13 protein-coding genes and 1 other RNA gene are annotated in these 13790 nt (G+C 61.9%); 10 read left to right on the forward strand and 4 right to left on the reverse strand.

Annotation, left to right across the window (positions count from 1 at the left end; translation table 11 throughout):
• Positions 1-72: 72 nt before the first annotated feature.
• Positions 73-169, reverse strand: an RNA gene (gene ffs / locus AC0ZT5_RS28225) — signal recognition particle sRNA small type.
• A gap of 154 nt (positions 170-323) precedes the next feature.
• Here ffs and AC0ZT5_RS28230 point away from each other — a divergent pair.
• Genes AC0ZT5_RS28230 through AC0ZT5_RS28240 form a run of 3 tightly spaced genes read left to right on the forward strand, consistent with a single transcriptional unit; the run spans position 324 to position 2068 of the window.
• The gene (locus AC0ZT5_RS28230; protein ID WP_184877469.1) at positions 324-743 is read left to right on the forward strand and encodes an HIT family protein; all 420 of its coding nucleotides are present in this window, start codon (positions 324-326) and stop codon (positions 741-743) included.
• Between the two features lie 37 nt (positions 744-780).
• Positions 781-1725 (forward strand): NAD(+) diphosphatase, encoded by a 945-nt coding sequence (gene nudC / locus AC0ZT5_RS28235; RefSeq protein WP_488499096.1) that lies wholly within the window; start codon positions 781-783, stop codon positions 1723-1725.
• A gap of 37 nt (positions 1726-1762) precedes the next feature.
• Entirely contained in the window at positions 1763-2068 is a 306-nt protein-coding gene (locus AC0ZT5_RS28240; protein ID WP_488499097.1) for a Dabb family protein, read from the forward strand.
• Between the two features lie 99 nt (positions 2069-2167).
• Here the strand turns inward: AC0ZT5_RS28240 and AC0ZT5_RS28245 are convergent, their stop codons facing one another.
• Positions 2168-3031 (reverse strand): prephenate dehydratase, encoded by an 864-nt coding sequence (locus AC0ZT5_RS28245; protein WP_095084280.1) that lies wholly within the window; start codon positions 3029-3031, stop codon positions 2168-2170.
• 42 nt (positions 3032-3073) lie between these two features.
• Positions 3074-3802, reverse strand: a complete 729-nt coding sequence (locus AC0ZT5_RS28250) for a 3-deoxy-manno-octulosonate cytidylyltransferase (RefSeq protein WP_488499098.1) — start codon at positions 3800-3802, stop codon at positions 3074-3076.
• A gap of 193 nt (positions 3803-3995) precedes the next feature.
• Between AC0ZT5_RS28250 and AC0ZT5_RS28255 the strand changes: the two genes are divergently transcribed.
• The 7 genes from AC0ZT5_RS28255 to AC0ZT5_RS28285 all read left to right on the forward strand — a co-directional run bounded on the left by AC0ZT5_RS28255 (position 3996) and on the right by AC0ZT5_RS28285 (position 13494).
• Entirely contained in the window at positions 3996-4703 is a 708-nt protein-coding gene (locus AC0ZT5_RS28255; RefSeq protein ID WP_095082494.1) for a c-type cytochrome, read from the forward strand.
• A 164-nt stretch (positions 4704-4867) separates the two neighbouring features.
• Positions 4868-6745, forward strand: a complete 1878-nt coding sequence (locus AC0ZT5_RS28260) for an extracellular solute-binding protein (protein ID WP_488499099.1) — start codon at positions 4868-4870, stop codon at positions 6743-6745.
• A complete protein-coding gene (locus AC0ZT5_RS28265; RefSeq protein WP_488499100.1) occupies positions 6745-8613 on the forward strand; it encodes an extracellular solute-binding protein in 1869 nt (622 codons plus the stop codon). The genes AC0ZT5_RS28260 and AC0ZT5_RS28265 overlap by 1 nt, the downstream gene beginning before the upstream one ends.
• 30 nt (positions 8614-8643) lie before the next feature.
• The gene (locus AC0ZT5_RS28270) at positions 8644-9741 is read left to right on the forward strand and encodes a microcin C ABC transporter permease YejB (protein WP_095082500.1); all 1098 of its coding nucleotides are present in this window, start codon (positions 8644-8646) and stop codon (positions 9739-9741) included.
• Entirely contained in the window at positions 9741-10886 is a 1146-nt protein-coding gene (locus AC0ZT5_RS28275) for an ABC transporter permease (RefSeq protein WP_488499101.1), read from the forward strand. Before AC0ZT5_RS28270 ends, AC0ZT5_RS28275 begins: the two co-directional genes overlap by 1 nt.
• Positions 10883-12514: an ABC transporter ATP-binding protein gene (locus tag AC0ZT5_RS28280; protein ID WP_488499102.1), complete on the forward strand. Its 1632-nt coding sequence runs from the start codon at positions 10883-10885 to the stop codon at positions 12512-12514. The genes AC0ZT5_RS28275 and AC0ZT5_RS28280 overlap by 4 nt, the downstream gene beginning before the upstream one ends.
• Before the next feature lie 38 nt (positions 12515-12552).
• Positions 12553-13494, forward strand: a complete 942-nt coding sequence (locus AC0ZT5_RS28285) for a 2-hydroxyacid dehydrogenase (RefSeq protein WP_477282015.1) — start codon at positions 12553-12555, stop codon at positions 13492-13494.
• Between the two features lie 12 nt (positions 13495-13506).
• Here the strand turns inward: AC0ZT5_RS28285 and AC0ZT5_RS28290 are convergent.
• On the reverse strand, positions 13507-13790 hold a 284-nt coding region (locus AC0ZT5_RS28290; RefSeq protein ID WP_488499103.1), incomplete at its 5' end, for a transposase.

A 13790-nucleotide genomic window follows, 5' to 3' on the forward strand; every position in this document is an offset into this window, starting at 1 on the left:
GGCGGCCTATTCCTGCGCATAGTCTCGCCCGCGCAGCAATGCGTCGTCAATGTCGCGAGAGGAGCCGATGAGGTGGGAGGCTGGAACAATGACCCGTTCCGGGCTCGTTAGGGCTGCTTCCTTCCGGACCTGACCCGGTTGGCGAGTGGATCGTCCACCACCAACCTCCCGCTGTCCATATCGGCAATTCGGCGATGAAATGCAAGTGCGCAGACGAATCGGCATCACGAACCGCCGGGGATCAATGATTCACTTGCAGCCCTGTTGCTGCCGCTCTAGCGTTCATGAGTTTGAGGAAACCAAGAAAAGCAAGGGAAACGCCGATGCTGCCGGGCCTTAAGGCCGGATTCACGCTGGATGCCCGACTGGAGGCGGATAGCGAGCAGTTGATGTGGCTTGGGCTGTGCGAATTGCGGGTGATGAACGACCGGCGCTGGCCATGGCTGCTCCTGGTGCCGCAGAGGCCGGGCGCGGAAGAAATCCACGACATGACGCCGCTCGACCAGGCAATGCTGACCTTCGAGACCAATATGGTGGCGCAGGCGCTGAAGAAGGCGACCGGCTGCACCAAGATCAACACCGGCGCGCTCGGCAACATCGTGCGCCAACTGCACATACATGTCGTCGCGCGTTCGGAGGGCGATCCCGGCTGGCCGGGGCCGGTGTGGGGCCACGGCCTGCGCGAGCCCTATCAGCGTTCCGACCTGCGCCGGTTTGCCCAAACGATAAGGGCGGCGCTATAAGCCTTCCCCGTGTCCATCCCAAAGCATCAGAGTCCGCATGAGCTTCCGCCTGTTTGACGCGCCGCTGCGCGAGCCGAGCCAGTTCGTCGGCTTTGCCGGCAACATCATCGACCGGCAATCCGAAAACCGAGCCGACGATTCCGTCGACAAGGCGCTGGCCGATCCGACGACGCGGCTGCTTCTGATGAATGGCGGCCGGCTCTATCTGAAGCTCGGCGGCAACGGTGGCCTCGACCCCTGGTTCGGCGCCGCCGAGAGCGAGCCGTTCAAGGTTTCCTTCGCCCACGGCGTCCTGCTCGGCTTTTCCGACCTGGGACCCGTGCTGGCGATACCAGCCGGCGTCGAGGCCGAACATTTGCCCGAGACCGTCAAGGCGATCGACTATCGTTCGGTCTACATGCAAGGGCTGATCGATGAGGCGGCCGCCGGCGCGATGGCGCAAGGCGCTGCCCTGCTCGCCTGGCACGCAAGTCATCGCTTCTGCAGCAAATGCGGCACTGAATCACAGATGCGGGCCGGCGGTTACAAGCGGCATTGCCCAAATTGCGGCACGGAGCATTTTCCGCGCACCGACCCGGTGGCGATCATGCTGACGGCGACGCGGGAGAAATGCCTGCTCGGGCGCGGCCGGCATTTCGGGCCGGGCATGTATTCGGCCCTGGCCGGCTTCATCGAGCCAGGCGAGACGATCGAAGCGGCCGTGCGCCGTGAGACGCTGGAGGAGGCCGGCATCAGGCTTGGCCGTGTCGTCTACCACGCCAGCCAGCCGTGGCCGTTTCCCTACTCGCTGATGATCGGCTGCTTCGGCGAGCCGCTCAACGACGACATCCAGGCCGACCTCAACGAGCTTGAAGACTGCCGCTGGTTTGCCCGCGACGAGGTGCGCTTGATGCTGACCAGGGAACATCCCGGCGATCTGGTCACGCCACCGAAAGGCGCCATTGCGCATCACCTCATCCGAGCCTGGGTGGACAGCGAATGATGGCAGCCAATACTGAAAGACATTGCAGGAGCAGAAAATGATCCGTCACACCGTCGTGTTCACGCTGAAGCATGCGCCGCATTCGCTGGAAGAAAAGAGGTTCCTGGTCGACGCCAAGAAAATCCTGTCGGCGATAAGGGGCGTCACGCATTTCGAGCAATTGCGGCAGGTCAGCCCCAAGAACGACTACCGCTTCGGCTTCTCGATGGAGTTCGCCGACCAGGCCGCCTACACCAGATACAATGACCATCCCGACCACGTCGCCTTCGTGCGCGACCGCTGGGTACCGGAAGTCGAGACGTTCATGGAGATCGACTATGTGCCGTTGGGCGCGGTGATTTAAAGCGCGTCGCGCCCAAACGGATTCCTGCGACGCGCTTTAAGTCATTGTTTCATGCATGTCGTTGTCCCAAAACCGCTGCGCACTTTTGGGCGACATGCACTAATCCGCCACCTTCCACTGCTCGCGCGACTCGCTGGCCGGATAAACGCCCAGGATCCGTACCTCGCGGGAGAAGAAGCGAAGCTCGTCCAGCGCCAGCTTGACCAGCGGATCGTCGGGATGGCCCTCGATGTCGGCGTAAAACAGCGTCGCCGTGAATGCCCCCAACTGGTAGCTCTCCAGCTTGGTCATGTTGATGCCGTTGGTGGCGAAACCGCCCATTGCCTTGTAAAGTGCGGCCGGCACGTTGCGGACGCGGAAGATGAATGTCGTCATCATCTTGGTGTCGGCTGACGGGCGTTCGGCCCATTGCTTGTTCTTGGTCAGAACGACAAAGCGGGTGACGTTGGAATCGGTGTCCTCGACATTCTCCTCGATGATGTCGAGCCCGTAGAGCTCTGCCGCGAGTGCCGGGGCGAGCGACGCCATGGTGCGGTCCTTGACCTCCGAAACCAGCTTCGCCGAACCCGCCGTGTCGCCGGCGACCACCGGCTTCCAGCCATTCTTGCGGATGTATTTGCGGCACTGGCCAAGCGCGTGGATGTGGCTGTGCACGGTCTTGATCTCGTTGCGTTTGACGCCGGGCAGCACCATCAGCTGGAAATGGATTGGCAGGAAATATTCGCCGACGATGTGCAGCCTCGATTCCGGCAACAGATGATGGATGTCGGCGACGCGCCCGGCGATGGTGTTCTCGATCGGGATCATGGCGAGATCGGCCTTGCCCGTCTCGACCGCGTTGAACGCATCCTCGAAGGTTGGGCACGGCAACGGCTCCATCGAGGGATAGACGTTGCGGCTGGCGGTGTCGGAATTGGCGCCCGGCTCGCCCTGGAAGGATATTCTGTTGGTCTTTTCAGGCATGCCCAAGTCTCGGTTCAAGGTGTCTCTGTTGGAAGGGATTCTTCAGTGTGAAAGGATGGTTCTGGCGCGTTCGAGGTCTTGCGGCGTGTCGACGCCAAGCGGCAACGAAGGCACGATCTCGGCATCGATGCGCATGCCGGCTTCCAGCGCCCGCAGTTGTTCCAGCCGTTCGCGCCGTTCCAGCGGCGACGGCTTCAGCGCGACGAAGCGCTCGAGTGCTGCGCGGCGATAGGCGTAGAGCCCGACATGGTGGTAAAGCGCGCCCTCGCCCCATGGTGCGGTGGCGCGGGTGAAATAGAGCGCCCTCAGCCTGGTGCCGGAGAGCGGCGAACCGACGATCTTGACGACGTTGGGATTGGTCTTTTCCTCGTCGCGGACGATCTCGACGCCGAGCGTGGCGATATCCACCGCCCTGTCCTCGAACGGCCTGAGCGACGCGGCGATGATTTCCGGGTCGATTGTCGGCAAATCGCCTTGCACATTGACGATCGTTTCGACCTTGCGTTCGGGATCAAGCGCAACCAAAGCCTCATGGATGCGATCGGACCCGGATTCGTGATCCATACGCGTCATCACGGCCTCGAAACCATGCGCGCGCACCGCTTCCGCCACGCTTTGCGTGTCGGTCGCCACCACCACCCGGCCGAGGCCGGCCTCGGCGGCGCGGCGGGCGACATGGACGATCATCGGCACGCCGGCAATGTCGGCCAGCGGCTTGCCCGGCAGGCGGGTCGAGGCCATGCGGGCCGGGATCAGGATCAGCGTGGACATGCGCGTTGCAAGGCGTCTCAAAAGGGGAAGGGAAAAGTGGCAAAAGGTCTCACTGGAAGCGCCCTTATAGGTGTTGCAACGCCGGAGCAAAAGACCTAGTTTCCGCCCGATTTGACCGCCTTAGCAGGGTGGGTCACGATACCGACGGACGGAGTGGACGGATCGGTCCGCCGGAAAAGGGAGCAAGGGGCGTATGGATTCCAACGAAGTCAACAAGCTGCTCGCCGGATTGCTCGGAACTGTTTTCGTGGTCTTCTCGGTTGGCCTTGTGTCGGATGCGCTGTTTGCCTCGCCGGCGCCGGAAAAGCCTGGCTTCGCCATCGAAGCCACCGAGCCCGCCGAAGGCGGCCCGGCCGCTCCGGCTGCCGAAGCCAAGCCGATTGCCGACCTTCTGGCGACTGCCAATGTCGAAGCGGGCGCTGCGGTGTTCAAGAAATGCCAGGCCTGCCATTCCGGTGAAAAGGGCGGCCCCAACAAGGTCGGCCCCGATCTGTGGGATCTCATCGACCGTCCGGTTGGCGAGCATGAAGGCTTTGCCTATTCGGCCGGCATGAAGGAATTCTCCAAGGGCGGCACCGAGAAGTGGACCTATGACAACATCAACCACTTCATCACCTCGCCGAAGAAATTCGTGAAGGGCACGGCCATGGGCTTTGCCGGCCTGCCCAAGGACGAGGACCGCGCCAACGTCATCGCCTATCTGCGCACGCTGTCCGACAATCCCAAGCCGCTGCCGGCGCCAGGGGCTGCGGCTGATGCGACCGCGCCTGCCAAGCCTGCCGAAGCAGCCGCCCCTGCCAAGCCGGCAGAGGGTGCCGCTCCCGCCAAGCCTGCGGCTCCGGCTGCGCCAGCTCCCGCCGCCCCGGCTCCAGCCGCTCCGGCACCGGCGCCTGCCCAATAAACAAATTGTCACCTCGACGATCTTGAAAAAGCCGGGTTCAGCCCGGCTTTTTTGTTAGCAAGATCGCATATGCAGCGACAAAGCCGCGCATTGCGGTTTTCACGAGCGGCAAATCAACTAGATTGCCTTTCTGGAATGGACACGCAGCGCGAAGAGGACAGTGCATGACGGTTGGCCGAACGCTTCTCAAATCGTTGCTGGCGGCAGCCCTGCTGGCGGCGGGATTGCAAGCGTCGCAAGCCGACGAATGGCGCACCACCTCATCGCTGATCGGCGAGTCCAAGTACGGCGACAATTTCCAGCACTACGATTACGTCAACCCGAACGCGCCTAAGGGCGGCACGCTGAATTCGGTGCTGCTCGGCACGTTCGACAGCTTCAATCCCTATGTCGTCCAGGGATCGCCTGCTGCCGGCCTTGTCGCGTTTGGCGGCGGCCTGCTCTACGACACGCTGATGGAGCAAGCGACCGACGAAGGAAGCACCAGCCATCCGTTGATCGCCGACGCCTACAAATATCCGGCCGATTATTCCTCCGCGACCTACCGGCTCGACCCGCGCGCCAAATGGCATGACGGCCAGCCGATTACCGTCGACGACGTGATCTGGTCGTTCCAGGTGCTGAAGGCGAACAGCCCGCAATACAGCCGCTATTTCGAGAACGTTACCGATGCGGTCGCCGTCTCCGACCGCGAGGTCGAGTTCCATTTCAATCAGAAGGGCAACCGGGAACTGCCGAAGATCATCGGCGACCTTGCCGTCCTGCCGAAACACTGGTGGGAAGGCACCGATGCCAACGGCAAGAAGCGCGACGTGACCAAGCCAACGCTGGAAATTCCGCTCGGTTCGGCCGCCTACAAGATCGCCAGTTTCAAGCCCGGCTCGGAGATCATCTGGCAGCGCGTGCCCGACTACTGGGCAGCCAAACTGCCGGTGAAGATCGGCCGCGAGAATTTCGACACGCGACGCTATACCTACATCCTCGACGACAACGCCGCTTGGCTGGCCTTCACCAAGGGTGGGCTGGAAGACATCAACCGCGAATACAGCTCGCGCAAATGGGCAACGGCTTACAATTTTCCTGCATTCCAAGCCGGTGATGTCGTCAAGAAGGACTTCCAGACCCAGGCGCCACAGGCGATGCAGGGTTTCGTCCTCAACCAGCGGCGGCCGCTGTTCCAGGACCGGCTGGTGCGTGAAGCGCTGACCATCCCGTTCGATTTCGAGAGCATGAACCGCACGCTGTTCTTCGGCTTCAACACCCGCACATCGAGCTATTTCCAGGGCACCGAACTGGCATCTACCGGATTGCCGCAAGGCAAGGAGCTGGAAATCCTGGAAAAATATCGCGACAAGCTGCCGCCCGAACTGTTCACCCAGGAATTCAAGCTGCCGGTCTACGATTCCCCGCAAGCGGAACGAAAGTACCTGAAACAGGCGGTTGATCTGTTCGCCAAGGCCGGCTGGGTGATCAAGGGCGGCAAGATGGTCAATGCCAAGACCGGCGTGCCGTTCAGGTTCGAAATTCTCGGCTGGAACGACACCGACCAGGTGATCGCCAGCCCCTACATCGACAATCTGCGCAAGATCGGTGTCGACGCCACGCTGCGCATCATCGACCAGACGCAGTACATCAACCGCGTCAACAATTTCGATTTCGATGTCGTCACGGGGATTTTCCAGCAGTCGGATTCGCCAGGCAACGAGCAACGCGACTTCTGGACTTCGAAAGCCGCCGACGCGCCGGGTTCGCGCAATCTGATGGGCATCAAGGACCCGATCATCGACGCGCTGGTCGACCGCATCATCTTCGCCACCGACCGCGACGACCTTGTCGCCGCCACCCACGCGCTCGACCGTATCTTGCTGTGGAACTTCTACGTCGTGCCGCAATATTACCGGTCCGCCGTCTGGCTGGCCTATTGGGACAAGTTCGGCTTTCCAGACAAGCAACCCGCCTATGTGGGCGCCGACATCGATTCCTGGTGGATCGACCCCGAGAAGGAAAAGGCGCTGGCGGCCAAGTACAAGGGCGGCAATTGATGGCGGTCCTTGCCCGCCGCGATTTTCTGGCATTGGGCGGCGCTGCCGCAGCCGCCGCCCTGCTGCCTGGCCGGGCCTTCGCCACCGCCCCGACTGGCGTAAAACTGCACGGCCTGTCGGCTTTCGGCGATCTCAAATACAAGCCGGACTTCGCACATTTCGACTATGTCAATCCGGACGCGCCCAAGGGCGGCCAGATGAATTTCGCGCCGCCCAACGCCACCTTGAATCAGAGCTTCCTGACTTTCAACACGTTGAATTCCCTGGTGTTGAAAGGAGATTCACCGCCGCGAACGGAGCTTTGTTTCGATTCTCTGATGGCAAGCGCGCTCGATGAGCCGGATGCGGTCTATGGCCTGCTTGCCGAGTCCGTCACCTTGTCGCAAGACCGCAATGGCTTCCGCTTCGTGCTGCGACCGCAAGTGCGCTTCAACGACGGTTCGCCGCTGACCGCTGAAGACGTTGCCTTCGCGTTGAAGCTTTACAAAGACCAAGGCCATCCGAACCTTTCCAAGGCGCTGCGGTATATGACGGAAGCGGTCGCGGTCGATCCCACCACTCTCGACCTGACCTTCAACGGCCAGCAGTCGCCGCAGAACATCCTTGCGATCGTGGCCATGCCGATCGTGTCCAAGGCCTTTTATACGGCCAATGATTTCGATGCCTCGACGATGACACCGCCGCTCGGCTCGGGGCCTTACAAGATAGGACGCGTGGCAGCCGGACAGACTGTCGAATATGACCGCGTCGCCGACTATTGGGGCCGCGATCTAGCCGTGAACCGCGGACTGTACAATTTCGACCGCATCCGCATCGACTTCTATCTTGATCGGCAGGCGGCTTTTGAAGCCTTCAAGAAAGGCGACACGCATTTTCGCGAGGAATTCACCGCGCGGGTATGGGCGACCGGATACGACTTTCCGGCGCTGAAGGATGGCAAGATCGTCAAACGGGAATTTCCCGGTGAGAAGACGCCAGACATGCAGGGCGTGGCGCTGAATCAACGTCGTCCCCAATTTCGCGACGAGCGGGTACGGCGCGCGATCGCCAGATGCTTCGATTTCGAATGGATGAAGCGGGCCCTGTTTTACGGCTCTTACGAGCGCTCTCAATCGAACTTCGAACGGTCGGATTATAAGGCCGAAGGTCTGCCATCGCCTGGCGAATTAGCCCTGCTCGAGCCGTTCCGGGCCGACTTGCCACCAGAGGTCTTTGGCGAAGCCGTGACGCAGCCTCTGTCCGACGGCTCGGGCCATGACCGCAAGCTGCTGGGCGAGGCTTCGAGATTGCTTGCGCAAGCCGGCTGGAAACGTGCGGGCAGTTTCGTCGTCAACGACAAGGGTGAGCGTCTGCAGGTTGAAATGCTGGCAGAGGATGACGGCATCGTTCGAATCTTCACCCCATGGTCCGAGAATATGAAGGCGATCGGGATCGACGCCTCGATCCGGCAAATCGATTCGGCACAGTATGAACAGCGGCACAGTGATTTCGATTTCGATCTTACCGTGCTGCATTGGTCGATCGGAGCGACGCCGACTGAAGACGGTCTGGAGATGCTCTATGATTCGCGAATGGCGAAAACGCCGGGGCAACGCAACTATCCGGGCACGGAAAGCAAGGCCATAGACGCGCTGATCGTGGCAGCCGGCAAGGCGCAAAGCCGAAACGAACTCGTCACCGCGCTCAGGGCGCTCGACCGGGTCTTGCGCGCACGGCTAGACTGGATTCCAACATACTATCTGGCGAATCACCGCGTCGCCTATTGGGACATGTTCGACTTCGTCGAGCAAAAGCCCGATTTCGGCTTTCCGGTCGAGACGCTGTGGTGGTTCGATAAGGGCAAGGCGGCAAAAATTGGCAAAGGCTGAGATGTTCGCTCAAGCAGGGCAAAAGACCTGATGGGCGCTTATATCCTGCGCCGCATCCTGTTGATGATCCCGACCCTGTTCGGCATCATGGCGATATCCTTCGCCGTCATCCAGTTCGCGCCGGGCGGCCCGGTCGAGCAGGTCATCGCCCGGCTGACCAACCAGGGCGGCAGCGATCGCCTCGGCGGCGGCGGTGGTGACGCGGTCGGTGGCGCCAATGTCGATGTCGCCGGTGATGTCAGCTCAAAATATCGCGGCGCCCAAGGCCTCGATCCGGAATTCATCAAGAAGCTGGAGAAGCAGTTCGGCTTCGACAAGCCGCCGCTCGAGCGCTTCGGCATGATGTTGTGGAATTATGCGCGCTTCGATTTCGGCGACAGCTATTTCCGCGATATTTCGGTGCTCAACCTGATCCTGGAAAAAATGCCGGTGTCGATCTCGATCGGGCTGTGGATCACGCTTCTGTCCTATCTGATCTCGATCCCGCTTGGCATCCGCAAGGCGGTCAAGGACGGCACGCCTTTCGACGTCTGGACCAGCGGCGTCGTCATTGTCGGCTATGCCATTCCGGGCTTCCTGTTCGGCATCATGCTGATGGTGCTGTTTGCCGGCGGATCGTTCTGGGACTGGTTTCCCCTGCGCGGCCTCACCTCCGACAATTGGGATCAGTTGTCCTGGTCCGGCAAGATCATCGACTATTTCTGGCACATGACCTTGCCGCTGACGGCGCTGGTGCTGTCGGCTTTCGCCACCACGACGCTGTTGACCAAGAACTCGTTTCTGGAAGAGATCCGCAAGCAGTATGTGGTGACGGCGCGCGCCAAGGGCCTGTCGGAGCGGCAGGTGCTCTACGGCCACGTCTTCCGCAACGCCATGCTGATCGTGATCGCCGGTTTTCCGGGCGCCTTTATCTCGGCCTTCTTCACCGGCTCGCTGCTGATCGAGAACATCTTTTCCCTCGATGGCCTCGGCCTGCTCGGCTTCAGATCGGTGGTCGAGCGCGACTATCCGGTGGTGTTCGCCAATCTCTACATCTTCTCGCTGCTCGGGCTGTTCGTCGGATTGTTGTCCGACCTGCTCTACACCTGGGTCGATCCGCGCATCGATTTCGAGCGGAGAGACGTCTGATGTCGGACACCACCGCAACCAGGGGGGCCGCACCGGAGCGGATCGTGCGGCCGTGGCTGTCGCCGCTCAACAAGCGCCGGCTGCAGAACTTCAGAGCGAACCGGCGCGGCTACTGGTCGCTGTGGATCTTCCTCATCCTGTTCGTGCTGTCGCTGTTTGCCGAATTCATCGCCAACGATAAGCCGATCATCGCCTCCTACAAGGGCGAAATCCTGTTTCCGGTGCTGGTCGCCTACCCAGAGGAAAAGTTTGGCGGCTTCTACGCGGTCACCGACTATCGCGACCCGGTCATCCAGGACGAGATCAACGCCAATGGCTGGATGGTCTGGCCGCCGGTGCGCTACTCCTACCAGACTGTCAACAACGCCATTCCGGAAGCGGCACCGGCCAAACCGTCCTGGCAGTATGACGCCAAGGCGCGCTGCAGCCAGTATCCGCAAGGGGCGGCCGATCCGGCCTGCATCGTCGGCAACTGGAACTGGCTCGGCACCGACGACCAGGCGCGTGACGTGCTGGCGCGCGTCATCTACGGCTTCCGCATTTCGGTGCTGTTCGGCCTGATCCTGACCGCCGGCTCGGCCCTGATCGGCGTCGCGGCCGGCGCCGTGCAAGGCTATTTCGGCGGGTGGACCGATCTCCTGTTCCAGCGCTTCATCGAAATCTGGTCGGCGATCCCGGTGCTCTATCTCCTGCTCATCGTCGCCGCCATCCTGCCGCCGGGCTTCTTCATCCTGCTCGGGCTGATGCTGTTGTTCTCCTGGGTGGCACTGGTCGGCGTGGTGCGGGCCGAGTTCCTGCGCGCCCGCAACTTCGAATATGTCAACGCGGCGCGCGCGCTGGGCGTGCCCAACCGCACCATCATGTTCCGGCACCTGTTGCCCAACGCCATGGTGGCGACGCTGACCTTCCTGCCGTTCCTGCTCAGCGGCTCGATCTCGACGCTGACCTCGCTCGACTATCTCGGCTTCGGCCTGCCGCCCGGCTCCGCCTCGCTCGGCGAACTGTTGAAGCAGGCGCAGCGCAATCTCAACGCGCCGTGGCTCGGCATTTCCGGCTTCGTCGTCATCTCGCTGATGCTGTCGCTGCTGGTCTTCGTCGGCGAGGCGACGCGCGACGCCTTCGATCCGCGCAAGACGTTCCGATGAGCGAAGCGCCCCTGCTCAGCGTACAAGACCTCAGCGTCGCCTTTGCGCAAGGCGGACAGCAGTCGCTGGCCGTCGACCATATCTCGTTCGACATCGCCAAGGGCGAGACGGTGGCGCTGGTCGGCGAATCCGGTTCCGGCAAATCAGTGTCGGCGCTGTCGGTGCTGAAGCTGTTGCCCTATCCCAGCGCCAGCCATCCCTCGGGAAAGATCCTGTTCCAGGGCGCCGACCTGCTTGCCATGAGCGAGAAGCAGTTGCGGCAGGTGCGCGGCAACAAGATCACCATGATCTTCCAGGAGCCGATGACCTCGCTCAATCCGCTGCACACGATCGAGCAGCAGATCGTCGAGATCCTGAAACTGCACCAAGGCCTGGGCGACCGCCAAGCCAAGGCGCGCACGCTGGAACTGCTCAATGAGGTCGGCATCCGCGATCCGCAAAAGCGCCTCGACGCCTATCCGCACCAGTTGTCCGGCGGCCAGCGTCAGCGCGTCATGATCGCCATGGCGCTGGCCAATGAGCCGGAACTGTTGATCGCCGACGAGCCCACGACGGCGCTCGACGTCACCGTGCAGGCGCAGATCCTCGAGTTGCTGGCCGGCCTGAAGAGCCGCAAAGGCATGTCGATGCTGTTCATCACCCATGACCTCGGCATCGTGCGTAAGATCGCCGACCGGGTCTGCGTGATGACCAAGGGCAAGATCGTCGAGACCGGACCGACCAAGGACATTTTTGCCAACCCGCAGCACCCCTACACGCGCCACCTGCTGGCCGCCGAGCCGAAAGGCAAGCCGCCGGCCGCCAACGCGGCAGCCAAGCCTGTCATGACCGGCAAGGACATCAAGGTGTGGTTTCCGATCAAGCAGGGCTTCTTCCGCCGCACCGTCGACAATGTGAAAGCGGTCGACGGCATCGATGTCACCGTGCGCGCCGGGCAGACGCTCGGCGTGGTCGGCGAATCCGGCTCGGGCAAGACGACGCTCGGCCTGGCGCTGGCACGCATGATCTCGTCGACCGGGAGCATCCAGTTCAACGGTCGCGACATCAACCAGCTCTCCTTCAACGCCATGCGGCCGCTGCGGCGTGAGTTGCAGATCGTCTTCCAGGACCCGTTCGGCTCGCTCAGCCCGCGCATGTCGATCGCCGAGATCATCGAGGAAGGCCTGAAGATCCACGAGCCGAAACTGTCGCTCGACCAGCGCGACGCACGCGTCGCCGACGTGCTGAAGGAAGTGGGGCTCGACCCTGCGACCCGCAACCGCTACCCGCACGAGTTTTCCGGCGGCCAGCGCCAGCGTGTCGCCATTGCGCGCGCCATGGTGCTCAACCCGCGCTTCGTCATGCTGGACGAGCCGACATCGGCGCTCGACATGAGCGTTCAGGCACAGGTCGTCGACCTGTTGCGCAGCCTGCAGGCCAAGCACGACCTCGCCTATCTCTTCATCAGTCACGACCTCAAGGTCATCCGGGCGCTGGCCAACGATGTCATCGTCATGCGCAACGGCAGGATCGTCGAAGCCGGCCCTTCCGAACAGATTTTTGGAAATCCGCAAACCGACTATACTCGGGCGCTGATCTCGGCCGCCTTCAAGATAGAAACGGCGCCGGTCGGCATCGTCAGCGAATAGCCTGGACAACGGGCACGCATAACAGGGAAACTCCATTGATGGAAAAAGGCCGCATCCTGCTTGCCGTCACCGGCTTTCATCCGCAGCGCTGGCGCGAGCTCTTGTCGGCCGAGCGCGAGGTGGTGCTGGAACCGGACGGCGCCAGCGACCCGTCGATCACCTATGCGGTGGTGTGGAAGCAGAAGCCGAACATTCTGGCATCGCTGCCCAATCTGCGGGCCATCTTCTCGATCGGTGCCGGCGTCGACCATATCTTCGCCGACCCGGGGCTGCCGGATGTGCCTGTTGTCAAGGTCGTCGCCGACAACCTCACCCAGTACATGACCGAATATGTCGTCTGGCGGGTTCTCGACCATCACCGCCACGGCCTGCTCTATCGGTCGCAGCAGCCAAAAAAGATCTGGCACGAGCCGCAGCAGCGGCCGGCCAGCGACATTTCGGTCGGCATCATGGGCCTCGGCAATCTCGGCCGCGCCGCCGCCTCGGTGCTTTTGTCGCTCGGCTTTGCCGTCAATGGCTGGTCACGCAGCGAGCGGCCGATGAAAGGCGTAGCGACCTATTCCGGCGAGGCGGGACTGATCCCCTTCCTCAAGGCGACCGATATCCTGGTGGTGCTTTTGCCGCTGACGCCGGAAACGCATGGCATCATCAATTACGGCGTACTGAAGGAACTGAGGAAGCGCAACGGTCTCGGCGGCTCGGTGCTGATTAATGCCGGTCGCGGCCGCCTGCAGAAGGACGCCGACATCGTGCGGGCACTGGATGACGGGACGCTGAAGGAGGCGAGCCTCGATGTGTTCGAAGTCGAACCGCTGCCGAAGACCAGCCCGCTGTGGGGACATCCCAAAGTGTTCGTGACGCCGCATTCGGCGGCGACCTCCGATCCTGTCCACCTGGCGCCGATCATGCTGCGCCAGATGGATGCTTTCGAACGCGGCGAAAAGCTCGACCATCTGGTGGACCGCAAAGCTGGGTACTAGAGCGGGATGAATCTAGGTTGGGGCATAGCCTGCTTCGATAAAGTAATTTCTGCATTCGATTGAAGTTACGGTGCCGAGGATTTGGCCGATGGCGTCACAGAGGGTTTCGACGGTACGCTTGGCAGCCTTGCGCAGCCAATGCTTGAGCTTTGCAAAGAGCTTCTCGATCGGGTTGAGGTCGGGCGAGTATTTCGGCAGCAAGAACAGCCTGGCGCCGGCCGCGCGGATGGCGCGGCGCACGGCCTTGCCCTTGTGCGAACCGAGATTGTCCATGATGACGATGTCGCCGGGTTCGA

Source organism: Mesorhizobium sp. CNPSo 4670 (assembly GCF_057784235.1).